Below are 24,897 nucleotides of genomic sequence, written 5' to 3' on the forward strand. Positions count from 1 at the left end.
CATCACCCACCCGGTAAAACTCCTGCTGCTACAGATCCTTGAAGACCGCTACGAACGAGCCGCCACGGTGATCGTCTCCCAGCTACCCGTAGCCAAATGGCACGCTTATCTGGACGAACCGACCGTAGCAGACGCCATCCTGGATCGCCTGATACCAAAGGCTCACCGGATCGAACTCAAGGGCAAAAGCCTACGCAAACGACCGGATCACCTATCTTTATAATCCATTAACGGCGCGAGTTATCCACAGGGGGGGTCAAAGCACCGGAATGGAGGGGTCAGATAGATCGGAATACGCAGTACGCCGGTAAACTAGTAGGCCAAACCGCCTACCCGCAAAGAGCCCAGCGGTACCGCGAACTCGTGATTGCCGGCAGCAAGATCGATCACTTCGACCCAAAGAGTAAGATTGTGCGGGAAGTCAAGAAATCGAGCCGCAAACGGGATGCACACCGAGCGCAGGTGCTGTACTACCTCTACCTGCTCCGCCGGGAAGGCATTGAAGCCACCGGTCTGCTCGAATACCCCAGCGAACGGTATACTGAGGCCGTGGAATGGACGGCCGAGAGTGCTGCCACAATCGTCGCGTGGGAAGCTAAGATCACCGCGATCATTGGGTTGGACACCTGCCCGGAGGTCATTCGGGCCCGCTACTGCCGGCAGTGCAGCTACTATGAATTTTGTTACGTTGCCAACGATAACGGATGAAACGCAGCTACTATATCTTTAACCCCGGCCGCCTGAGCCGACGCGATGACACCCTAAAACTGACGCCAATTGATTCTGCCGGTGACGCCAGTGGCGCGGCACGCTACCTACCAGTGGAAACGGTCGAATCCCTATACGTCTTTGGTAGCTTGGACGCAAACAGTGCGGCCATGAATTTCCTGGGTAAGAAGCACGTCCCAGTCCACTTTTTCGACTACTACGAGCACTACACCGGTTCGTTTCAGCCCAAAGATTATTTACTGGCGGGCAAAATGCAGATTGAGCAAACGCGGGCCTACCTGACCAAGAAAAAGCGGCTGCACCTGGCGCGGATGTTCGTCGCCGCCTCGGCCCACAACTTGCTGCGTAACCTGCGTTACTACGCCAACCGGGGCCACGACACGCGGGCACAGATCGATCTGATCGAGGAGTACCGCACCGGTATCGAAGGGGTGACCGCGGTGGATGAGCTCATGGGTGTGGAGGGCAACTGCCGCCAGACCTACTATGACTCCTGGGATGCCTTCCTGCGCGATGGTTGGCGGATGGGCGGCCGTAGCCGCCGCCCGCCGGGTAATGAGGTCAATGCCCTAGTTAGTTTCGGTAACTCTCTGTGCTACGCCGCTTGCCTGGACCAACTCTACCACACCCAGCTGAACCCCACCATCAGTTTTCTACACGAACCCGGCTTTCGCCGGTATTCTCTGGCCCTGGACCTCGCTGAAATTTTCAAACCCGTTTTGGTAGACCGGCTGATCTTCCGGATGCTCAATAAGCTCGAACTGCAAACCAAGCACTTCGAGTACGTCGGCGGCGGATGCTTTCTGAAGGAAACCGGACGTAAGCTATATGTCCGCGCCTGGGACGAACGCCTGGGCCAGACCATCAAGGTTAAGGGCCTAAGCAAACCGGTAAGCTACAAACGGCTGATCCGGTTGGAAGCCTACAAAATCCAGAAATTCATTCTTGGCATTGACGCCGCCTACAAAGCTTACAAAGCCTACTGAGTCATGTACGTAATCGCCGTTTACGACGTCCGCGCCGAGCGCACGGGCAAACTCCTCAAGCTCTGCCGCCGTTACTTGACCTGGATACAAAACAGCGTCTTTGAAGGGGAAATTAGCCCGGTGCGTCTGAAGGAACTCAAAATTGAAGCTAAAAAACTAATGGTTGACGAGGACAGCCTCATTATCTTCAGCAGCCGCGAGCCCCGCTGGCTGCAAAAAGACGTCATCGGCCACGAACGCAATTCAACGGATAACTTCTTCTGATCCGTCGGTCGGACCAGTAGGTGGGTTCCGCAGCACCCCGGCCCCGCTTGAAAGCTGCAAAGTTCTTTGACAATCAGGGTTTTATGCCGTCCGTCGCTCCCCGGCATTTTTCGTATTTTTGAGCGTCGGTACGCTTACTCAGGCTGTCTTCGCGGTGAATCTCAAGCTAAGTGCTTGATTTACAATTAAGATAGCCCGGACAAGGGGATGGCTCGTAATTGGATCAAGTTGGGATTGAAATGCTTGTACGCCAGCTGGCGACGTGAGGCCAATTGCACTCGTAATTGGATCAAGTTGGGATTGAAATGCAAATCTCCCATTTGCTATGATCGCCCAACCTTTCGTCTCGTAATTGGATCAAGTTGGGATTGAAATATCGGTACCGCCAGCGTCGAGATATCGCGCAGGGCTCGTAATTGGATCAAGTTGGGATTGAAATCGTTCCACCACTCTTGGAACGGGTCGTAACTGCCGCTCGTAATTGGATCAAGTTGGGATTGAAATCGAATACGACCAAGCGTGTGCCGCGATTGACGCGCTGCTCGTAATTGGATCAAGTTGGGATTGAAATATGTAGAATTTGCCGATCTCCGGCTGGGGGGTTGTTCTCGTAATTGGATCAAGTTGGGATTGAAATTGGTATCGGTGCTGGTGCCGGACTTGTCGAGCACCCTCGTAATTGGATCAAGTTGGGATTGAAATTCCAAAGCGGGTGCGGCCTATGTTCTGCCGGCGCGTCTCGTAATTGGATCAAGTTGGGATTGAAATTATGGGGCTGTATGGCTCGGTACTTCTTACCGTCGTCTCGTAATTGGATCAAGTTGGGATTGAAATGCGTGGAACACAGCCAACGTGACCACCTTCTCTTTCCTCGTAATTGGATCAAGTTGGGATTGAAATACAAGCGCAGCGCGGCACGCCACCGCGGGCTGCTCGACTCGTAATTGGATCAAGTTGGGATTGAAATCCGGCCGTACAGTGATCGGTAGCCAGCCGCAGATCCCTCGTAATTGGATCAAGTTGGGATTGAAATTTGTATATGCCACCGTCGGCCCAATATCCTTGGGATCTCGTAATTGGATCAAGTTGGGATTGAAATTCGGGATCTATATCTCGCTCCATCCTGAAATTCTTTCTCGTAATTGGATCAAGTTGGGATTGAAATTCTTCCGCGAAGCCCGACAGCCTCCGGTGTCCGGCGCTCGTAATTGGATCAAGTTGGGATTGAAATCTTCCTGTACCCCGTCGCAGGGGGCCACCACCCGGTCTCGTAATTGGATCAAGTTGGGATTGAAATAAGACAAAGGTTCGCCACTCGCTGCGCTTGGTTTCCTCGTAATTGGATCAAGTTGGGATTGAAATTCAACTGCTGGCGAACGTTGGATTTCACCATGTCGACTCGTAATTGGATCAAGTTGGGATTGAAATATGATCGTTAGCCCCGCGCCGCTGTGCCGCCCAAGGCTCGTAATTGGATCAAGTTGGGATTGAAATCGCTGATAACCGTAGGTAGGGCAATGCACGTCGACCGCTCGTAATTGGATCAAGTTGGGATTGAAATTGAAAGAAATATTCCGCCACAACCGTAACGGGTTCGGCTCGTAATTGGATCAAGTTGGGATTGAAATAGTGTTCTGGCTGCTCCCTGACGCTGAACAACCGGCTCGTAATTGGATCAAGTTGGGATTGAAATAGTAAAATCAGGTGGACACAAGGCCCGTTCGGGTTGTCTCGTAATTGGATCAAGTTGGGATTGAAATACCTCCAGCGCGTGGTGCTCCCTCGTCCCTCCTTGGCTCGTAATTGGATCAAGTTGGGATTGAAATAACGTCCTATGCGGTCCGATTTCCTCGACTTCCTTCTCGTAATTGGATCAAGTTGGGATTGAAATCCGTAGGTAAGACCGGCCAGCGTTTTGGCGTCGCCGCTCGTAATTGGATCAAGTTGGGATTGAAATCGGATGCCAAAAAGATCACCCGCGCGGTCCGGGTTGCTCGTAATTGGATCAAGTTGGGATTGAAATCCCTGTAACCGCGCAGTCTGACAACCCCGACGCGCACTCGTAATTGGATCAAGTTGGGATTGAAATCCGATGAAGGGGATGGTGATAATCTTATCCATGAAACTCGTAATTGGATCAAGTTGGGATTGAAATCTTACTCCGAATTTGATTCGCCCGATCTCCCCGGCTCTCGTAATTGGATCAAGTTGGGATTGAAATATTTCTGCGCGGAAGATGCACCCGGAAAGGCCTTCGCTCGTAATTGGATCAAGTTGGGATTGAAATAACTATCGCCGTCCAATACATGGGGCAAAACCTCGGACTCGTAATTGGATCAAGTTGGGATTGAAATTGGGTGAACCTATTATAATCAACTCGGGCTATCGCTCTCGTAATTGGATCAAGTTGGGATTGAAATACTTTGATGGCGGTACCGATTTTCAAGCCCACTATTCTCGTAATTGGATCAAGTTGGGATTGAAATAGAAGGAAGGACCCCGGCCGTTGACGCGGCCGGGGTTCTCGTAATTGGATCAAGTTGGGATTGAAATCCTTGTGCCGTGTCAGCAAGGCGGGACAAGTCCACTCGTAATTGGATCAAGTTGGGATTGAAATTTTATTTTGAGGGGTAGAGCGAGTTGTTCAATAAGCCACTCGTAATTGGATCAAGTTGGGATTGAAATGCGAGACGATACTACTGTGTATGTTCTCAAACATGGCTCGTAATTGGATCAAGTTGGGATTGAAATCCGTATTCCACCCCGACACGTCCAGGAGGGTGAGCTCGTAATTGGATCAAGTTGGGATTGAAATCCGACGACGGACTCAAGTCCCTCCTGTTTTGGATGGCTCGTAATTGGATCAAGTTGGGATTGAAATTGAGAGACGGGGTGGGTTAATGAACGTGCGGGGCGGTCTCGTAATTGGATCAAGTTGGGATTGAAATTTGGCACCAACGTGGGCCATTTGCAGGAGCGCGGAATCTCGTAATTGGATCAAGTTGGGATTGAAATCGCGGTGAGCGTTCCAGCGACGCTTTTTGCCGTCGCTCGTAATTGGATCAAGTTGGGATTGAAATCTTGCTCGAACTGGACACGCAAGGCGAGCTTGGCAACCTCGTAATTGGATCAAGTTGGGATTGAAATACACCAAGGTGGATTTCACCATCCGGTTCCGCAACCTCTCGTAATTGGATCAAGTTGGGATTGAAATAGGGAGAACCCACGATTGTACCGTTTCCCTCCGCTCTCGTAATTGGATCAAGTTGGGATTGAAATCAATTTCCGCTCGTCGTACATCCGTGTTACGCTCCCCTCGTAATTGGATCAAGTTGGGATTGAAATCCGTCACTGGCATAAATTCAGATCTGACGCTCCAACCTCGTAATTGGATCAAGTTGGGATTGAAATATGCCACGGTCGAAGTTGATGCGAACCGGGAAAGTCTCGTAATTGGATCAAGTTGGGATTGAAATAGAAGCGCATCACGTCGGTCAGCTTTTCGGAGTTGTCTCGTAATTGGATCAAGTTGGGATTGAAATAGGAACTTAAAAAACACTAGCCATGCCCCACTTCGCTCGTAATTGGATCAAGTTGGGATTGAAATTCCGCCAACGCGCCGCAGCGATTGCCACCGCCGCCTCTCGTAATTGGATCAAGTTGGGATTGAAATCGTAGTTACTCCGACGTTGGGGAGCGTTAGGAACTTCTCGTAATTGGATCAAGTTAAGATTGAAATAAGGTGCTGTGGGCGGTGTTGTGCACCACCATATGTCTCGTAATTGGATCAAGTTGGGATTGAAATTGGGTAGGCTTGTTCTGCGATGATGGCTCCCGCGATCTCGTAATTGGATCAAGTTGGGATTGAAATAGGCCGACGTGCAACGGATGTACCCCGGCTCCACCCCTCGTAATTGGATCAAGTTGGGATTGAAATGAAAGACCATTACGGACGAATACCTGGGCACGCTGGCTCGTAATTGGATCAAGTTGGGATTGAAATCGGCTGAACCGGGCGGCAAAATGTAGGCGCGCGGCCTCGTAATTGGATCAAGTTGGGATTGAAATCCCTGTGACTGCCCAGTCCGATAACCCCGATGCGCAAACTCGTAATTGGATCAAGTTGGGATTGAAATGTGGGCTACTGCAAAGGGTCGCCGGATTCTACTGGCTCGTAATTGGATCAAGTTGGGATTGAAATTGGGGCAATCGTTTCGGGAATGGGGTCCAGGCTGCCGCTCGTAATTGGATCAAGTTGGGATTGAAATATGGAACCGGTATCGTACGGGTCGAACGGGTGCCAGCCTCGTAATTGGATCAAGTTGGGATTGAAATTATAGTAGGTGTGCCAGCCGGAATTGTGAGCGTGCCTCGTAATTGGATCAAGTTGGGATTGAAATGACGGTGCCGCCCGCCCCCAAAAGCCGAAAAAACCCCTCGTAATTGGATCAAGTTGGGATTGAAATTGGGGTAATCGTTTCGGGGATGGGGTCCAGGCTGCCGGCTCGTAATTGGATCAAGTTGGGATTGAAATTACCTGAGTCCGACTGTTTTGGAACCACAAAACCCACTCGTAATTGGATCATGTTGGGGTTGAAATTTTCGGAAGAGGAGTACGACCGCAAACTGAAAAAACTCTCGTAATTGGATCAGGTTGGGATTGAAATTCTATCTACTGGAACACCCCGCAGCCCTGCGGGTAGCTCGTAATTGGATCAGGTTAAGATTGAAATACACGAAAGACAAAGATTATAAGGCGGTATTTCATGCTCGTAATTGGATCAGGTTGGGATTGAAATAGATAAAGCCGGGTGGTACCACCGTGGGTAACCTCCTGCTCGTAATTGGATCAGGTTGGGATTGAAACCGGCACCGAACAAGTCATACACCGACAATTGAGAAGGGGAGGAAACGTTGAACTCTACTTAATATAAGTACAAACATGTAGCTCAAAAGTAATTCAACCTAGTAGCCAGGTAATGTCCAACGTCTCCATGAATAAACCCCCACCAAACCCACACCCCCTTCACTCACCCACCCCCACAGCAATCCCCTCCAATCCAGCCTCCAAAAAGTCTTGGTCCAGCCAGCGGCCGCGAATCATGACGCCGGCGGGGTGCTGCAGGTGGTCCATGTCCTCTAGGGGATTTCCGGATACCAGCATCAGGTCGGCCGAGGCGCCGGGCTCGACGGTGCCAAATTCACCGGCCCGGTCGAAGTACTGTGCCGGGTGGACGGTACCCATCCGGAGGATATCGTAGGCGGACAGGCCGGCGGCCTGCAGGGCATCGATCTCGTGGTGGATGGAAAATCCGGGGACGTTGAAGACCTGGGGTGCATCGGAACCCAGCAACAGCAAACCCGTTTCGTTGAGCCGGCGGATGATCTCGCGGCGGGTCGCCATCATTTGTTCCCACTGTTCGCGGGTGTAGCCCGGGGCGGTGATGAGGTTGGTTTTGTTCTGCCGCCAGCTGAGCAGCGTACGGCCGGGCATGTACTTCATCTCGGGATCTCGCAGGTACACCTCCGCCGGCTCGGGGGAGGCCCAGCGGGTGAAAAGGCTTTCGGTAGTGACTACCCACACCCGGTTCTCTTCCGTCAGCCGGATCAACTCCGGCAGCAGGTCCAGATCGATCAGGGGAGCAAAATTGTAGCCGAAGAAGCCGTTCTCTGCGGGATTGACCCCGGCGCTTTCCGGCACCAGTCCCTCCAGGTACCCGTCGACGTGATCGATGCTGGCGTATTGCAGCGACAGGGCGTGGCGGATGCCTACGTCGACCGGCACGTGTCCCGCAAAGTCGATCCCCACCGCATTGGCCGTAGCCACCAGTGTATCGAATACCTCCCGCTGAATTCCGGGGTGGATCTTCAGGAAGTCGTAGCCCGCTTCCTGCTGGGCGCGGACTTTGGTACGGGCCTCCTCCGGGGTCTGCACGGTATTGCCGTTCAGGGAGGGGCCGGAGGTGAAAATTCGCGGCCCCAGCACGCTTCCCTCGGCCACCGCGCGGCGCAGTTCGAGGTGGGCGGGGTGCCCCAGCATGCCGCGGACGGTGGTGATGCCATTGGCCAAGTAGAGGAACAGCGTCTCTTCAATTCGGTCGTCGCCCGCCTCGTCGGGGTGGGGGATGTGGGCGTGCATTTCGGCCAGTCCGGGCAGCAGGTACTGCCCCCTCCCGTCGATGACCTCCGCGAAGTCGGCGGTATCCACCTGGTCCATCGGCACCACCCGGCTGATGCGGCCGTCGGCGACCACCACGGCGCGGTCGGGCAACACCCGGTCGTCCAGCATGGTGAGCACGTTGACGTCATAAATAACCAGCTCGTTGGAAGCATCGCTGGTTTCGGGCGGCGCGACGCGGGTGCAATGCGCCAGGAGAAGCGCAGAAAGCAGGTGGGCAAAGAGTACTTTCATCGACGTTGGTTTACCTCTCCCGGAAAATAGGTATTTAATCCGGAGCGGTGTCGGCTGCTATACTGCTCTGCTTTGGTTTCATCGGCGGGCACCCTACCGGATTATAGTTGAAAAATTACCCACTTGCGAAGCCCGACCGCCGGCCGCGCATCAACTCCGGAGAAAAAGTATAGTTTAGGTACGCACAATGGCTCCCGAACAAGCCAGGCCGGAATCACTTCAACCAGCAACCAAGCACCAGACGATCAGCATGTCCAAGAAAAAATCCTCCAACACCCGCCGCCAATTTCTCCGCCAGTCCGCCGCGGCAAGCGGACTGCTGTTCCTGCCCGGACTGATCGGCTGTAACCCCTCCGGCCCGGCTTCCGCCGGGGAGGACCCGGCACCCGCGCCCCGCCGCCCGCATCAGGACCGCAAACTGGGCATTGCCATTCTCGGACTGGGGGGCTACGCCAGCGGACAGATCGCCCCGGCCCTACAACTGACCGAGCACTGCGAACTGCGCGGACTCATCACCGGCAGCCCCGAAAAGCTCCCCGAGTGGCAGCGGAAGTACAACATCAAGGAGGAGAACTCCTACACCTACGACACCATGGACGAGATTGCCGACAACGACGAGATCGACGTCGTGTACGTGATCACCCCGACGGCCACCCACCGCGACTTCACCGTGCGGGCCGCCAATACCGGCAAGCACGTCTGGTGCGAAAAGCCCATGGCCATGACCCCCGAGGAGTGCCAGGAAATGATCGACGCCTGCAACCGCAACGGCGTAAAACTGGCCATCGGCTACCGCATGATGCACGAGCCCAATACCCGCAAGCTGATCGAACTCACGAAGGAAAAGGCCTACGGCCCCCTCACCGGTGCCCACGCCTACGCGGGCTACGCCGGCAGTCCGCCCCCGGCCGACTACTGGCGCGGACAGCGCGACATGGGCGGCGGGGCCCTCTACGACATGGGCGTGTACTCCGTGAACGGACTGGCCTACGGTACCCAACTGCAACCCGTAGCGGTGGTGAAGGCCGGACAACGCCGGCAGGATCGGCCCAACGGCGTGGACCTGACCACCACCTACACCCTGCGCTACCCGGACGGGATGACCGCCGAAGGCAAGACCAGCGTAGTGGAAGACTACAACGAACTGCACATCGAAGCGGAAAATGGCTGGTACGAGATGGACCCCATGCAGCCCTATACCGGCGTGAAGGGAAGCACTAGCGACGGTAAAGTGCTCGGGCCTCCAGTCCCCAATCAGCAGTCGATCCAGATGGACGACGACGCCCTCGCGATCCTGAACGGGACGGAACTAATCGCCCCCGGCACCCTCGCGCAAAAGGACATTCGCGTGATCCGCGCCATCATCGAGAGCGCCGAAACGGGGAAGGAAGTGAAGATCTAGCCGGGTTGGGTCAGGGCCGTGATCGGGTGAGGCGGTAGCGAAAAGCAATCGATTGCCTTATTCGGGGTAGCGAAGCCCGAAAGCCCGCCGCTACGTCCGCCGGAAACCCTACATTCGTAGATCGCAAACTGAAAACCCACCCTCCTATGTATCCTACCTGGCGCTGGTACGGCCCGAAAGACCCCATCAGCATTGAAGAAGTATCGGCCCTGGACATCCGGGGCGTGGTCACCGCCCTGCACCACGTAGAGAACGGCGCCGTCTGGAGCCGCGAGGAGATCCGGCAGCGGAAGCGGGAACTCGGCAGCCTGCCCTGGTCGGTGGTGGAGAGCGTACCGGTACACGAGGGCATCAAGCAGAACGCGGACAATGCCCCCGACCTGATCGACAACTACTGCCGCACGCTGGAGAACCTCTCGGCCGAGGGCATCACCACCGTGTGCTACAACTTTATGCCGGTGCTGGACTGGACCCGCACCCGTCTGGCGGTGCCGGTGCCGGGGGGGACGACGGTGGCATTGTACGGTCTGGACCTCATCGCCTTCGACATCTTCATGCTGGCCCGGCCCCACGCCGCGGACGATTATCCGGCGGAGCTCGTGGAGCTGGCCACCGACCACTACGAAAGCATGGAGCCGGAAGACCGGCAGGAAGTCATGGACAATATGCTCAAAGGGCTGCCCGGCTCGGAGGAAAGCTTCGATCTGGCCTCCTTCAAGGAATCCATCGAGCCCTACCTGCACATTCCCCGCTCCACCTTCAAGGAGAACCTGCAGCGCTTCCTCGAGGAAGTGGTGCCCGTGGCCACGAAGGAGGGCATCAAGCTCACCATCCACCCCGACGATCCGCCGTGGTCGGTGGTGGGCCTCCCGCGCATTGTATCGACCATGGACGACCTGCAGGACGTCCTCGACATGGTCGACGAAAAAGCCAACGGAATCTGTCTGTGCACCGGCTCACTGGGCTCGCGGGAAGACAATGACCTGCCCGCGATGGCCAAAAAATTCCTGGACCGTATCCACTTCGTGCACCTGCGCAACGTAGCCCTAAAGCCGCACGCCAGTTTCGAAGAGAGCGGTCACCTGCAGGGCGACGTTGACATGGCGGCCGTGATGGGCGAACTCTTGCGCAGTAAAGCCGACGTACCCTACCGGCCGGATCACGGGTTCACGATCTTCGACGACCGCAAGCGCCGTACCAATCCTGGCTACAGCCTGTATGGCCGTATGCGCGGACTGGCGGAACTAGAGGGCCTGCGGTACGGGTTGCTGGCTAGTCGACGAGGGTAACGGACCCCTTCACGGGCACCTTCATTCCGTTGTTCAGGCGGACGTGCCCGACGTAGGCGAACACCCCGGAGGAGAGCAGTTGTCCGCGGTAGGTGCCGTCCCAGGCGGCCTCGGAGCCGTCCACGCTCTGGTAGATCAGTTCTCCCCAGCGATCGAAGATCATCAGGTCGGTCAATTCCCCGACGCCCGCTCCGAGGTGGATGCGGAATTCATCGTTGACGTTGTCGTTGTTCGGGCTGAAGGCCGTCGGTGCGTACACGTTAGGCGTCTGGTCGACGCGGACCAGTACGCGGTCGGTCACCGTACACTGCTGCTCGGTGGTGTAGGTAACGCGGTATTCGGTGGTCACCGTGGGCGCTACGCTGAGGGTGGCGAAGCCTTCGTGGCAGTACCGGCAGTCGAGATTGCCCGCGGGGTTCCAGGAGAGATTTTCCCGCTTCAGTTCAGTACCCTCCGTTTCGATACTCAGGACGACGGAGTCACCCAGATTGATCATTACGTCGGCACCCAGGTCAATGACGGGTGGGGCTTCCAGGCTCACTACTGAGGTGGTGGAAGTACAGCCGGCCGCGTCGCGGACCAGCAGGCGGTAGGTGCCACCGGGGAGGTTGGCAAAGCGGGGCTCGTCCTGTTCGGGGAAGCCCACCAGCTTGTAGCGGTAGGGGGCCTGGCCACCGGTGACGGAAACCTCGATCACGCCGCTTTCCGGGTCGGTGCAGTCGGCAAAGGAAGTGGCAAAGGTCGCCTCCAGGGGCGGTGCGCCCGCCACGACCGCCTCTTTCCGCAGCGTGCAGCCGTTGGCGTCCGTGATCTCTACGGTATAGCGTCCGGCGGGCAGGTTGGTGCGGCTCGAGAGGTTCTCGTTGAGCGGCTCGGGCGCGCCCTCGTAAAACCAGCGGTAGCGGAAGGGGCCGGTGCCGGTGACGGCATTGACGGCGATGTCGCCACCGCGCTGACAGGTGGCGGCCTGGGTCGTGAGTTCAGCGGTGAAGGATTCCGATTCCCCTACGGTGTAAGTACGCGTGATGGGGCAGTGCGTGCCGTCGAGCAGCGTCACCGAGTAGGCACCCGGCCGGGAGACGGTCAGGGTGGCGGTACCGTCGCCCAGGGCTTGTCCGTCGGCATCCCGCCAGTCGAATTCCACGCTTTCGGCGTCGGGCAGGCTGAGCTGGATGGTGCCCGTACCGGTGCGGCAGGTGATGTCCTCGATCTCCACCGTGGGCTCGACAAAGGGCTCGCCGGCGTTGATGGTGATGGTGTGGTTTTCCATTCCGCATCCGTTGCCGAGGAAGGCCAGGATTTCCTCGACTTCACCGGCTACCACCTGCAGTTCTCCGTCGCGGGCGGTGAGAGGCTCCCCGGTTTCCTTGTTGCGGAAATAGTAGCGCGGCTCGTAGGCGTTGCTGGTGACGGTGATGGTCACGGTTTCCCCCACACAGGGCTCGACGGGCGACTGGGTGATGGTGTAGTCGAAGGGCAGGTCTTGCTTGACGACGATGGTTTCCGTGTGCTCCACGCAGGCTTCGCTTACCGTTACGCGGTAGGTGCCGGGTTCGGTCACTACCCGTTTGGGGCGCTCGCTGCCGTCCGCCCAACGGAAAGTGGCACCGGTGAATCGGCGCGGCGCCAGCACGATCGAGTCCTGATTGCTGCACAGGGCGATGGTATCGGCGAACAGGTCCGAGGCGACGGGGCGCTGGATCACTACGGGTTCGGTCAACGCGCAGCCGGCTGCCGTGGTTACCCGCAGCACGTAATTGCCATCGACGTCGGCACCGCCGGACAACTGCAGTACGCGGGAAGTTTCCCCGGGCAGGGCCACGCCATTGCGGTACCACTGGTAGCTGGCGGCGGGGGAGGCCGTGCCGGTGAGGGTGATGGTTTCGTCGCAGACGGTCAGTCCGTCGACCTGTACCGGACCGGCCACGGGCTCGGCGAAGGCCGCGGGCTCATTCAGGATGAGATCGTCAATGAAGTAGTAGTTGCGGTAATTGCCGCCGTCGGGGCGGCCGTTGTCCGCGGCGCACGACCCACCGATGGCGAATCCGGCGTAGGTGCCCTGGGCAACGAAGTCGACCTGCTCGGCGGTCCAGCTGCCGGCCTTGCCGGAGACGGTCACGTTGGCGATCAGTTCGTAGCCTTCGGCACCCGATTCTTCCGGACAGCCGTAAAAGGTTCCGAAGTTGAGCTGTTCGCAGTCGCGCACGCCGTAGATGCTGAGTTCGACGGTCTCGGGAGAGCGGACGTCAACTACGGTACCGTCTTCGGCCGCTTGCTGGGGCTCCATGAACCCGAGGGAAAAGGTCAACCGGTAGGGGCGTCCCGTTTCCATCACTTGGCCGTCGACGAGGCAGGCGGCCAGGTATTCGCGGTAGCGTTGGGTGATGCTGCCGTCGCCGTTTACGAACGAGGCATCGGGGGTATCCCGCACGCCCACCCAGAATCCGGCTACGCCCGTGCCGCTGGGCAGGGGGAGGGGCAGGGTAGAGGGGAAGTACGGGCCCGCATTGGTGAAGGTGAAGGCGTTCCAGGAATCCGTCGTCCCGAGTGAGGCGCGGCGCCAGCCGGTAAGGCAGTTGGCCTGGTTGACGGCATCGGGGCGGCCGCCGGGCTGACGGCTGGTGCAGCCGAACTGACCGGGGTCAAAGTCCTCCAGGGAAGGGTTGGGAAGCAGGGAAGTGAGAGTGGATGAAAGAGCGCAACTGCAGTTTTCTTTATCGTTTAAATCTACCAGGCCGTCGCCATCGTCGTCGATGCCGTTAGAACAGTTTTCTTGTGCGGATAAAGAAGGACCAACTAATAAGAAGGTTAGCAGCAACACCCCGGTCCTCATCAAGAGGACAAACTGGGCGGTTGTCACAGTGTTGTGTTTAGTTCAATAGTGTTATAAAACGCAAAGCAAATATATCCGTAAAGATATACGCTTTACCCAATAAAACAAGAACTAAATCACATGTTCACTCCCGCGGCGGAATATTTCCCTTACCGGGTAAGCAAAACGGTGCCCTTAACCTGGGTGGTGCCGCCCCGTAGCAGGCGCAGTTGGCCGTGGTAGAAATAAGTGCCGGTGCTCAGTGGTTGGCCGCCGAGTTGGGTGCCGTCCCAGGCGACTTGTTCCTCACTGGTTTCCCAGACGAGCCCGCCCCAGCGGTCGAATACCCGGAAGTTCTCCACGCCGGTGACGCCCACGTTGGGATACAATTCCAGCAGGTCGTTGGTGCCGTCGCCGTTCGGGCTGAAGGCGGTAGGTACGTAGGCGCGCACGGTATTGTCCACGTTCACGAGCAGGCTGTCGGTGTACACGCAGTCGTCCGGGGTGATGTATTCCACCGAGTACCAGGCGGTATTTTCCGGCGTGCTCACGGCGCGCAGCAGGCCATCGGGGAATTCCAGTTCCGCGTTGGAGTCCCAGAAGATGAGTGCTTCATCAGGATTGCTACCCTGCACCGCCAGTTCCAGCAGCATGGATTCGCCGTAGGTGATGCGCCGGTCGGCGACCAGCTCCACGCTTACCGGCTCCGGTAGGGTCACTTCCGTCTCTACGGGTGGTGCCGCGCAATTCAGGGCGTCGTAGACCTGTACCGTGTACCGGCCCGCTTCGAGTCCGCTGAGGCGGGGCGTGGTTTGTTCCGCCGCGCCGGCGATCGCGTAGGTGTAGGGAGCTACGCCACCGGTGACCTCAATTTCCAGGTCGGCGGTGATCGCCGGGGAACAACCCTCCAGTACCAGTTCGGCGCTGGCCTGCATGGGCTCCGGACCGTCAATGGTGAAATCCTGGGAGGTGAAGCAGCCATTCTGGTCGCTGACCTGCGTGACGTAGGTCCCGCGCGGCAGATCGGCCAGCACGGTGGTGCCTTGCGCCATCGGCGGCTGGTCGGCGGCCCCCCGCCACTGGATGGCGTAGGGTGGGGTGCCCCCGGAGGCCAGGGCGCTGGCCGATCCGTCGGCTCCGCAAGCCGCGTCGGTGGTCAGGATATCGAGGGAAAACTGGCGGTCTTCGACCGCGTAACTGACGCTGGTGGCACAGTTGGCCGATCCGGTGAGGGTCACCGTATAGGTTCCGGGCACATTTACCGGCAAGCGGCTTTCAGTGGAAGGGGGCAAATCTCCCTCGGGGCCGCTCCACGCATATTGATCCGGGACGGATCCGTTCGTGGTCAGTTGGATGGAACCAGTGGGACCCTGGCAGTTCAGGTCGGTAATCAGGGCCTCCGGTTTGAAACGGGGCAGGGCCGGAACTTCGATCTCATCGGAGTACATATTGCAGGACGAGATCAGGAGGGTCGAGATCGTGCTCACCTCCCCGGCCACCACGCGGATCGGTGCGCTGCCGGATACGTAATGCGTCTCTTCATCGGATACCGTATACATCACCAGGGGGGCGTACCAGTCGGTTTCCAACCAAACATCGACGGTGTCTCCGGGGCAGGGTTTCTCCGGGCTCATCCGGAAGGTGTAGGAAATGTCGGGGGTTTCTACCACCTCGAAGGTCTCTACTTGTTCCAGGCAGGCGGAGTTGATGGTTACGGAGTAGGTGCCAGGTTTGGAAACCGGCAGGTAGCTGTACTTGCTGCCGTCGCTCCACTTAAAGGTTCCCGTCACCTGGTGGGTGGGGAAGATGGTGGCCCCGCCCCCGGGACACAGCGCAATGGAGTCGGGGAAAAGATCCCCGATCACCGGCCGCTGGATCAGTACTTCCTCGGTGATCGCGCAGCCGGCTTCCGTAGCGATCCGCAGGGCGTAGGTGCCGTCCAGGTCATCCGATTGTTCCAGCGCCAGGGTGGGGGAGTTGCCGCCGGGCACTTCGGTGCCGTTGTGCAGCCACTGGTAGCTTGCGCCCGCGGCGGGCTGTCCGCGCAGGACGATCTCGTCGGTACACATGCTCTGTCCCTCTACGGAAACGGGTCCGGCAACGGGCTGGTCGAAGGCCTCGCGGCGGTTCAGGATGATGTCGTCGATGAAGTAGTAATTGCGGTAGTACTTACCGTCTTCCCGCGTAATGTCGCTGCCGCAGCTGCCGCCGATGGCGAAGCCCGCGTAATCGCCGGCGGCCACGAAGTCCACGCTCGTGAATGTCCAGCTGCCAGGCTCGCCGTCCACGGTAACGTTGGCGATAAGTTCGTAACCTTCCGCTTCGGCCTCCTCCGGGCAGCCGTAAAAGCTTCCGAAATCAAGTTGCCCGCACTCCTTCACCCCGTAGATGGCCAGTTCCACGCCTGATGGCGAGGCCAGGTCGATCTTGCGACCGAGAAACTTGTAGGTTTCGCGCTCCGCAAATCCCAGGTGGAAGGTCAGCCGGTAGTCCAGTCCGGCCTCGATTTCCTTGCCCGGTTCGAAGCAGGCGGCGAGGTATTCGCGGTATCCCTTGGCCCAGGTACGGTTGCCGTTGCGGAACTGGTTGCCGTCGGTATCCCGGATGCCTACCCAGAAGCCTGCCACGCTGGTGCCGCTGGGCAAAGGCTGCGGCAGTTGGCTCGGAAAGCCCGGACCGGCACTCGGCAGGGTGAAGGCATTCCAGGCGTCAGTGGTGCCCAGACTGACCCGCTGCCAGCCCACCAGACAGTTGGCCTGGTTGGTGTTGTCGGGTAGGCCGTTGGGTTGCCGCGACGCACAGCCTTCCTGACCGGCGGAGAACTGTTCCAGCGAGGGGTTGGGCAGCAGGGAGGCTACGGTGGAGGGGAGATTACAGCCTTCCTGACCCATAAGGGGAGCGGACAGGCACAGCACCAATAGGGCTACGCCAAGGCATAGGGGGGTATTTCGGAACAACACAGAAAGAGATGTATATGAGAGACGGACAAAGCCACCGACGATCCGAAAAACTTAAAAAAGTGGATCGCGGCGCGAAAAACTATCCCCTTAACTGTTCCTAGTGCCCGGAAATTATGTGAAGGCACAATTTCCCTCCCCGCCCCCTCCCGGTGGCCCGCCCGCCTAGCCGTTCAGCTTGATGTAACCCCCGTCGATCGGGAAGTCGGTCCCCGTGATGAACGCCGCTTCGTCGGAGCAAAGGTAGGCGGCCAGGTAGGCCACCTCCTCGGGCTTGCCCATGCGACCGATGGGCTGGGTGGCCGACAGCCGCTCGAACATTTCCGCCTCACGACCGGCGTAGTTGCTGGCCAGATACTGGTCCACGAAGGGCGTATGCACGCGGGCCGGGGAAATGCTGTTGCAGCGTACGCCGAAAGACAGGTAGTCCTTGGCGATGGAGTAGGTCATGGTGAGGACCGCTCCCTTGGACATGCTGTAAGCGAACCGCTCCGCAATGCCGATCGTCGAGGCGATAGAGGCCATGTTGATAATCACCCCACGGGATTCCTTGAGGTACCCGATCGCCGCCAGGGCGCAATTGTAAACACCTTTGACGTTTACGGCAAACAGCCGATCCATATCTACCTCCCGAGTCTGCTCGAGCGTCCCGATGAAGCCGATGCCGGCGTTGTTGATGAGAATGTCGAGCCGGCCCGCTTCTCTGGCAATCCGGTCGATGGTTTGCTTTACTGCATCCTGATCCGTGACGTCGCAACGGTGGGTATCCTCACCTCCGGCATCGAGGTCGAGTACGTGGACGCGCGCCCCGCGCTCGCGCAGCACCTCGGTGATGGAGCGACCGATGCCGCTGTTGCCGCCGGTGACAATGGCGATTTTGCCGGAGAGGGAATGTATCATGCTTAGGGCGTTGCGGTACTGACCGGGCCGCGCGGTGGCGGCCGGCCGCAGCCAGCACGCCACGATGCGGTCGTTAGTCGAAGGTAAATTACCCTTGGCGGAGCACCAAGCATTTTCGCTTACGCTATCCTCCTTGCCGTCTCAGCTGGCGGAGTCTTACCCATTCGGCTGGTCCGTCTTGCGGAATTCCCACCGGCGGAAAGCTTCGATGGCCTCGTATTCGGTAAGTCCCAACTGATTGTACAGCCGGGCGGTTTCGCGGTTGCGCTGTTCGGCACGCTGCCAGAATTCCCGGTGGTCCTCACCCTGGAACATGGCGCCGTCTTTCTGGCTCTGGTGGAAGAAGATGGCGTTGCGCTTGGCCTCCACCTGGGCCGGACTGAGGGGTACGGCCATTTCGATCTCATGGATCGGCCATTCCTGCCAGGCACCGCGGTAGAGCCACAACCAGGTGTCCGCTATGGTCTCCGGCCGTTCGTTCTCCAATTGCTCCAGCGCCCGGAAGATGGCATCCAGGCACACCTTGTGGGTGCCGTGCGGATCGGCGAGGTCGCCGGCGGCGAATATCTGGTGGGGCTGGACCTTTTCGATCAGATCGCGCACCAGGCGAATGTCTTCCCGGCCAAGGTCGTCCTTGATGCTTTTGCCGGTTTCGTAGAACGGCATGTTCAGGAAGTGGATGTGGTCGTCTTCGAGACCTACGAAACGGGCTCCCGCGATCGCCTCTCCCCGACGGATCAATCCTTTAATGGTACGGACGTCGAGAGAGTCCGGCTCCGACTTCTTGCGGTTGTCGTTCAGCTCCTGGATGATGAAATCCAGTCGGGCGTTTCCGGCCCCGAGGTTTTGGTTCAGGTCGCGGGCAAATTCCGCGAAGCGCAGGGCGTCGGCGTCCGACACGGCGATGTTGCCGCTGGTCTGGTAGGCCACGTGTACGTCGTGGCCCTGTTCCACCAGTCGGGCGAAGGTGCCGCCCATGGAGATGACGTCGTCGTCGGGGTGGGGGCTGAACAGGATCACCCGCTTGCGGGCCGGGTCACGGCGTTCGGGCCGCTGGCTGTCGTCCACGTTGGGCTTACCGCCGGGCCAGCCGGTGATCGTATGCTGCAGTTGGTTGAACATCCGGATGTTGAGGTCGTAGGCCGACCCGTGCAGGGCCAGCAGGTCCGACATGCCGTTGCTGTTGTAATCCCGTTCCGTCAATTTCAGGATGGGCTTGTCCACGTGGCGGCTTAGCCAGATGATGGCCTTGCGCTCCAGGATGTCGGTCCATTCACACGGCCCCACCAGCCAGGGCGTATTGAAGCGGCGCAGGTCGGCGCTCGACTCCTCGTCGAGCAGCACCGTCACATTGGGGTGGTCCTGCAGGTAAGTGGCCGGAATATCGGAGGTGCGCTCCCCCTCGATGGTTTTCTGGATAATCTCCGCCTTCTTGTGCCCCCAGGCAAGCAGGACGATGCGGCGGGCCTGACTGATGGTCTGGATTCCCATCGTAATGGCACGCGTGGGCACGTTTGATATCCCCTGGAAATCACTGGCCGCATCCACGCGCGTCAGGTGATCGAGGGTGATGAGGCGGGTGAGCGAGCGGGAATGGGAGCCCGGTTCGTTAAAGCCTACGTGGCCCGTCCGGCCGATACCGAGCAGCTGGAAGTCGAGTCCGCCCACTTCCTTGATCCGGGCCTCGTATTCCATGCAGTGCTCGTAGACGTCCGCCAGGGGGATGTTGCCCTTGGGAATGTTGATGTTTTTCGGCTTGACGTTGACGTGATTGAACAGGTGTTCGTGCATGAAGTACCAGTAGGAATGCCGGCTTCCCCGGGGCAATTCAAAGTACTCATCCAGGTTGAAGGTGATCACGTGCGAAAAATCCAGTCCTTCCTCGCGGTGCAGGCGCACCAGTTCCGCGTAGACCCGAATCGGAGAAGAACCCGTGGCCAGTCCCAGTACGCACTGCTCGCCGCGTCCGGCCTTGGCCCGCATCAGGTCCGCGATCTCGTGGGCGACGGCGATGGAGGCCTTGGCTGAGTCGCGGAATACCTCCACGTGCATTTTTTCGTAGCGGGTTACATCGGTGCTTCCGACGTGGCGGTAGCTGATGTCTACATTGGGTTTATCGTGGATCGACAGGTCTAACATTATGCTTGGGTTAATGAGCTGAAAAGATACTCCCTCTGGAACTTTTGACCGCCCCGGGAAGTAGCAGAGCCCTGCCACGCTCGGCCAACTTAGTAAGTAATTACGAAGCCTACGCTTCCCGCCCCGTCACGGTAACCGCCCCCCAGGGTGAGGCGGCTGCGGTGGTTGCGCGCCCAGTTCTTGTGCAGGTGGGGCACCATCACGCCAAAGAAGGCGCCTACTCCCATTCCTACAACGGTATCGGTAGGAAAATGCTTGAGCGCGCGGACCCGCTGCACGGCCACGAAGGCGGGGGGCAGACTGGCCAGGGTAAAGGCGATGGCCCGCTGCCGTCCGGTCCACTGCGGATTGTAATCCGACAATACCTTGGTAAAGAAAAAGGTACCAACGGCCGTAGTGCTCACGTGCCCGCTGAAGAAACTGTTGCGATTGTTGCCGGCCTGCCGGTCCTCATAACTGAGTTCATCGTAGTAGGCCACGGGGCGGTACCGGTCCACGAACAGGGGACCTATCGGACTGAAGGCATAAGTTGCCGCCGAGAGTGCGTGGGCCTCGAGGTACAGCACGCCGATGTCGAGCCAGTCCTTGCGGAACTTCCGATCCACAAACAGCGCAAAGGGCAGCAGTACGGAGCCGTTGAAGAAGTAGTCGCTGGCCTCCTCGCTGCGGAAGCGGTTGAGCGCATCCTGCTCCAGTCCCCAGCGATCCAGGCGCCCCACCTTGGTGGTTTCCAGCCGGAGCAGGGTCTCGTCGCTGATCTCATCCTTGCTCCGCAGGGCGTCGATGCCGGTGGTGGCCCCCACCATGACGGCCAATCCGCCCAGCCCCTCGTAAAGGGTCTTTACCCGGTAGACCGATTCGGTTTCGGGGTCGACGCCGTCGGTCAGCTGCGCCGGCAATAGGGTAGGGAGAAAGAGAAAAAGGAAGGGGAGAAGGAGTCGGAGCATGGGTTGTTGTTAGCGTGGTATCCTAACCGACAACCACGGTTCCGGTTTGCTCAGTACTGCAACACCAGGGTTAGTCCGCCCGCGCCGCCGCCGTATACCGGGTTGAGGGTCAGGCGACTACGGTGGCGGGCCTTCCACCATTTGTGCAGGCTGGGAATGCCAATGCCGCTGATGGCCCCGACGCCCAGGCCGATCAGGGTGTCGGTGGGATAGTGTTTGAGCCCGCGCACCCGCAGCCAGCCTCCGATGGCGGAAGGAACGGTGGCCCCCACGTAGAGCAGGGCCCGCTGTCCACCGGTCAGATCGGGGTTGTAATCGTCGATCATCCGGGCGAAGAAGTAGAAGCCGGTGGACATGGTCGAGACGTGCCCGCTGAACATGCTGTTCCACTCGTTGCCGTGGGTCCGCTCCTCGTAAGGAAATTCCTCGTAGTAGGATTTCGGGCGGATCCGGTCCACCAGCGTAGGTCCGAAAGGCGCGTAGCCGTAGAAAAGTCCCTGCAGGGTCTGCGCCTCCAGGTACATCAGCGTGATGTCGAACCAATCGCGGCGGTACTTTTTCCAGATGAATAATCCGAAGGGCAGCACCTGTCCGGTATTGAAGAAGTAATCGCTTTGGATGATGGCCTGCTTGTGCTTGTCCACGTCCTGCCGCAGCGCAACGCGGTCAAAACCGTTCACGTCCTCCGGTCGCAGCGCCAGAAGGGTCTCGCGCGGAATTTCCGGCTTGTCCTGCAGGGAGAGCAAGCGCTGCTGGCTCGCGTATGCCCCCACCGCGATGGCCGGGACGCTGACGGCCGGATTGACCGCGTATAGCTCCGAAGAGCGGAAAATGGAATCGAGCCGCAGGCCCTGAGCCGTCACGAGGCAGCTCAGAAACAGCAGGAAACAAACGTACAGGGTGCGCATGTAGAAAAGGTTGTCCGCCCCGCTTATCGGGTTGGGCGTGTAGGGGTGTGGAGGACGAACAACTGCCAGTTCCAAAGCCGGGATGCGACCCACTCAGGACTGAAAGATGCTCTTGAGGATCTCAACCGTAATTAGGTAAGTAGGTTTGACGCCGTCCACGCCGAGGCTCCCGCTGGCCAGGGTGTGACCGGTCACCAGCGGGTTGTCGCTGGCGTAGTAGGCGTAGCGCAGTTTGAGGTCCGGATTGACGCTTTTGCGGATGTGCGTCGCGGCCTGGATTGCCTTCTGGTAGTGTGCACCCTCCATTTCCAGACCCACCGCCTTCCAGCTGCTCTCCAGGAAGTACTCCAGGATCTGGCGGTTCTGCAGGCTGGTCCCGAGTACGGTGACCATGGGTCCGCAGTAAACGCCCAGGCCGTGGCCCTCGAATTGCGCGGCGGTGAAGCTGTTCTTGAAGGGGTAGTTGTCGGCCGTCCCCTCGAAAATGTGGGCATTGGGGATCATCAGGTCACCCTTGATGCCCTCCAGGATGCCGGCCTTGCCCATCACGTTGATGCTTTCCACGGGCATCTCGTACACCTCGTCGGTACCGCTGGGGTGGTAGGGCCGCAGCAGTTCATCCATACTCTCGTATGCCTGTTCTCCGAAGGCGTAGTCCATCACCAGGATCACCGGCGCGGTGTCGGGCGTGGGGGCCGGGGCGTACTCCAGTTCCGGGCTGATCACTTTCGGGTCGAAAGCGGCGGTATCGAAAAGTTGTACCCCGATGTTGCTGCCACTGGTGTCGACGATCTCGATCATGCCGTTCTTCAGGGCCAGTTTGGTCACCATTTCGCGCAGTTGCCGCCCTTCGGGCTGGGACAGGGAGCGGGCCACGTCGTAGACGGACCGTCCGGCGCGCAATTTTTGGGCGGTCGCCGCGGGTGCAAAAAGTGCGTTCATAACGCTGTGGAGGTTGGCACTGACCACGTGGAGTGGCCGACCGAGCAGTCCGCGCTCCAGCAGGACCTCCTTGACTGCGCTGGCCCAGAGTTCACCGAAGTAATGGTGGCCGGTCTTTTCGCGCAGGGTACTGGAAAACGAAACCTCGCGGTCGTTGTCGTTTTCAATTTCCTCCTTTGCCAGCAGCCCCAGCCAGTAGGTGACGTGGAAGAGCGAATTGACCATCTCCTCTTCGGCGAACCGGCGGCAGGCGTCCACGATCTCGTCGTAGGTGCGGCCCAGCAGGCTGCTCAGGTAGGTGTAGGCGGTCTCGATCTTGAATTCCTCACCCTTCTTTTCCCGCTCTACGATCTCGGCCAGGAGTTGCCACTCCCGCTTTTGCCGCCCCTTGCTGTCCAGGCTGTTGCGGTAAATCTTGTTGGCCTCCGCGTACAGGAAGGTGAGGTGCGTCAGGATGTCGTAGATGTCGCTGCGGCCCCGCGTCATCTCGATGTACATCTCGTGGGTGTCGATGCGGTAGGCCTCCCGCCGGCGCTTGGGCGGTACGATGGGGGTGAAATGACTGTTCTCGTAACCTTCCCGGGTGATCAGCCGGATGAACCGGCACTCCTCGATCCCTTTGGGCAGGCGCTGGAAGACGTAGTGCAGCCCATTAAGTTCCACCCGCTCGGTATCGGTGATGGAACCGTAAATCTCTGGTCGCAGGATCATCAGGTTATCCATCAGCGTCTTGCCGCTCATGCCACCGGGCTTGTAGCTGCCGCGGATGAGCAAGTGGCGCATCGCGATGTATAGCCGTTGGACGGCGGCTCGGCTTTCCTGGGCGCGGGTACGGTTCTGGGGAAGTTGAATCATGCGCGCAAAGGTAATTACCGACGCGTGCTTGCCCGGAAATGGTGCGGTTGACTGCCGGGCGGGATAACTTCGGCGGTGGCCCCGCGCAGCTGGTCGTAGAACAGGACCCCGGTGGTACTGCTGATGGTAGCCAGCTCGTCGTAGAAGCGCTGCACGTAGCGGTAAAGAATCTTACGCTCGGTGGTGGAGATGAGGTCGAAGTCCTCGATGAGTGACAGCAGTTCGCGACGGTGGCCGCGGAAATCCTGGCTCACCCGGCGCAGTACCCGGTCGCTTTGCCCGTAGCCCAGATAAACCCGGTGGTAGATGCTTTGCTGACCGTGGTCGCTGGCCGGCGTGGCGTAGGGGGCACCCACCCAGCCGCTGAAATCGAAGTCGTAGCCCACCGGCACCAGTTCCCCTTCCGGCCGCTGTACGATTTTTACGTTGCGGTCCATGGCCAGGCTCCAGTCGGCATTGCCGATCAGGTACTGAAACAAGGCGTGGGTAGCCTCGGCCTCCGGATCGAAGCGCTCGGCATCGACCGAGGAAAGGGTGTCTACTTCATGGCCACCCGCGCGCGCCGCCATCTCGTCCGTATCCTCGATGATGAAGGCCCAGGCCGTCTGGTCGGGGTGCCCGCCGCCCAGGTCGCGAAGGGTCAGCCGCAGCAGTTGGGTGCGGTAGTGCGCCGCGGGGCTCAGCAGGGCGTAGGCGCGGTAGGCCAGGTACTCCTTGAGGAGGAGGGTAGTGGCCAGGCTGTCCTCGAAGCAGGTATTGACGAGCTTGAACTTGTCGTGCTCGGCCAAACCGGCGGCGCGCAATTCCTTTTTGGAGAAGTTGAGCTTCAGCGGCGGGGTGGAGCAGCGCGTGCGGCGGAACTTACCCCGCAGCGAAACCTCGACCCCGAGGTGGCGGGTACTACCCGAGCTGTCGGCGTAGGTGAAGGTGGCGGGCTGGTCGTGACGCGTATCGTTTAGTAGGCTGTCGACCGGCACGGTAAGCACTATGTCGACCACCTCGGTGGCGGACGGACGGTGCAGGCGGTCGAAAAGCGACTGCGCGCCGAGCTGGGCACCCGACAGGAAGAGCAGCAAAAACGCGATCAACAGGGTGAGCGGGGGAGATTGATATCTTGGCATACGAAGTAGGATCATATGCCCCGGTAACGACGTAAACGACGACTGGTTGCGGTCTAAAAAACCGAATTAATATTGGTTTTACGTATCTTGTCGGGCGACTCGGAGAAGGAATATCGGCATGGGTCGCTGTCGGAAAATATACGTTGGTTTTCCGTGCCGCGACTTGGTTTATGCCCTTACCCTCCCGCCTTTCCGCCAAATGCCCGCTGTCGGGGCAAAGACGCACGCGTAACT

At 58.8% G+C, this 24,897-nt stretch carries 15 protein-coding genes and 1 CRISPR repeat array; of the genes, 6 read left to right on the top strand and 9 right to left on the bottom strand.

Translation table 11 applies throughout. The features are described 5' to 3' along the window. From E4021_RS16640 to cas2, 4 genes are all read left to right on the top strand, one after another. Positions 1–223: ATP-binding protein (locus tag E4021_RS16640; protein ID WP_168797656.1), on the top strand; the 223-nt coding region annotated here is incomplete at its 5' end. A gap of 59 nt (positions 224–282) precedes the next feature. Further along, on the top strand, positions 283–708 hold the full coding sequence (locus E4021_RS16645) for a Dna2/Cas4 domain-containing protein (protein ID WP_136460514.1): 426 nt from the start codon (positions 283–285) through the stop codon (positions 706–708). Beyond that, the gene (gene cas1b, locus E4021_RS16650) at positions 705–1,715 is read left to right on the top strand and encodes a type I-B CRISPR-associated endonuclease Cas1b (protein ID WP_136460515.1); all 1,011 of its coding nucleotides are present in this window, start codon (positions 705–707) and stop codon (positions 1,713–1,715) included. Before E4021_RS16645 ends, cas1b begins: the two co-directional genes overlap by 4 nt. A 3-nt stretch (positions 1,716–1,718) precedes the next feature. After that, complete coding sequence (gene cas2 / locus E4021_RS16655) at positions 1,719–1,979, top strand: CRISPR-associated endonuclease Cas2 (protein WP_136460516.1); 261 nt, start codon at positions 1,719–1,721, stop codon at positions 1,977–1,979. A 211-nt stretch (positions 1,980–2,190) separates the two neighbouring features. Beyond that, a CRISPR array of direct repeats spans positions 2,191–6,846; the repeat unit is 30 nt; unit sequence CTCGTAATTGGATCAAGTTGGGATTGAAAT. A 159-nt stretch (positions 6,847–7,005) separates the two neighbouring features. Here the strand turns inward: cas2 and E4021_RS16660 are convergent. Continuing rightward, on the bottom strand, positions 7,006–8,391 hold the full coding sequence (locus E4021_RS16660) for an amidohydrolase family protein (protein WP_136460517.1): 1,386 nt from the start codon (positions 8,389–8,391) through the stop codon (positions 7,006–7,008). 250 nt (positions 8,392–8,641) lie between these two features. Here E4021_RS16660 and E4021_RS16665 point away from each other — a divergent pair, with 250 nt between their 5' ends. Then, positions 8,642–9,793, top strand: coding sequence for a Gfo/Idh/MocA family protein (locus E4021_RS16665; protein ID WP_136460518.1), 1,152 nt, complete (start codon positions 8,642–8,644; stop codon positions 9,791–9,793). Between the two features lie 146 nt (positions 9,794–9,939). Next, on the top strand, positions 9,940–11,082 hold the full coding sequence (uxuA, locus tag E4021_RS16670) for a mannonate dehydratase (RefSeq protein WP_136460519.1): 1,143 nt from the start codon (positions 9,940–9,942) through the stop codon (positions 11,080–11,082). On the opposite strand, the gene E4021_RS16675 is transcribed toward uxuA, so the two are convergent. From E4021_RS16675 to E4021_RS16710, 8 genes are all read right to left on the bottom strand, one after another. Continuing rightward, a complete protein-coding gene (locus E4021_RS16675) occupies positions 11,066–13,942 on the bottom strand; it encodes a gliding motility-associated C-terminal domain-containing protein (protein ID WP_136460520.1) in 2,877 nt (958 codons plus the stop codon). The two genes, uxuA and E4021_RS16675, sit on opposite strands and share 17 nt — an antisense overlap. Positions 13,943–14,064: 122 nt before the next feature. Further along, positions 14,065–16,854, bottom strand: a complete 2,790-nt coding sequence (locus E4021_RS16680; RefSeq protein ID WP_136460521.1) for a T9SS type B sorting domain-containing protein — start codon at positions 16,852–16,854, stop codon at positions 14,065–14,067. A gap of 162 nt (positions 16,855–17,016) precedes the next feature. Further along, complete coding sequence (locus E4021_RS16685) at positions 17,017–17,751, bottom strand: SDR family NAD(P)-dependent oxidoreductase (RefSeq protein WP_136460522.1); 735 nt, start codon at positions 17,749–17,751, stop codon at positions 17,017–17,019. 156 nt (positions 17,752–17,907) lie between these two features. Beyond that, positions 17,908–19,890 carry a glucosamine-6-phosphate deaminase gene (gene nagB / locus E4021_RS16690; RefSeq protein ID WP_136460523.1) on the bottom strand — a complete coding sequence of 661 codons (1,983 nt, stop codon included), beginning with the start codon at positions 19,888–19,890 and terminating at the stop codon, positions 17,908–17,910. A gap of 89 nt (positions 19,891–19,979) precedes the next feature. Next, positions 19,980–20,837 carry a phosphatase PAP2 family protein gene (locus tag E4021_RS16695; protein ID WP_136460524.1) on the bottom strand — a complete coding sequence of 286 codons (858 nt, stop codon included), beginning with the start codon at positions 20,835–20,837 and terminating at the stop codon, positions 19,980–19,982. Positions 20,838–20,887: 50 nt separating this feature from the next. Beyond that, positions 20,888–21,745 carry a phosphatase PAP2 family protein gene (locus tag E4021_RS16700; RefSeq protein ID WP_136460525.1) on the bottom strand — a complete coding sequence of 286 codons (858 nt, stop codon included), beginning with the start codon at positions 21,743–21,745 and terminating at the stop codon, positions 20,888–20,890. Between the two features lie 93 nt (positions 21,746–21,838). Further along, positions 21,839–23,542: a DUF6909 family protein gene (locus E4021_RS16705; protein WP_136460526.1), complete on the bottom strand. Its 1,704-nt coding sequence runs from the start codon at positions 23,540–23,542 to the stop codon at positions 21,839–21,841. Positions 23,543–23,556: 14 nt separating this feature from the next. Then, complete coding sequence (locus tag E4021_RS16710; protein ID WP_136460527.1) at positions 23,557–24,663, bottom strand: hypothetical protein; 1,107 nt, start codon at positions 24,661–24,663, stop codon at positions 23,557–23,559. Positions 24,664–24,897: the final 234 nt, after the last annotated feature.

The sequence above is a fragment of the Neolewinella litorea genome (assembly GCF_004803465.1).
GTDB lineage: Bacteria > Bacteroidota > Bacteroidia > Chitinophagales > Saprospiraceae > Neolewinella > Neolewinella litorea.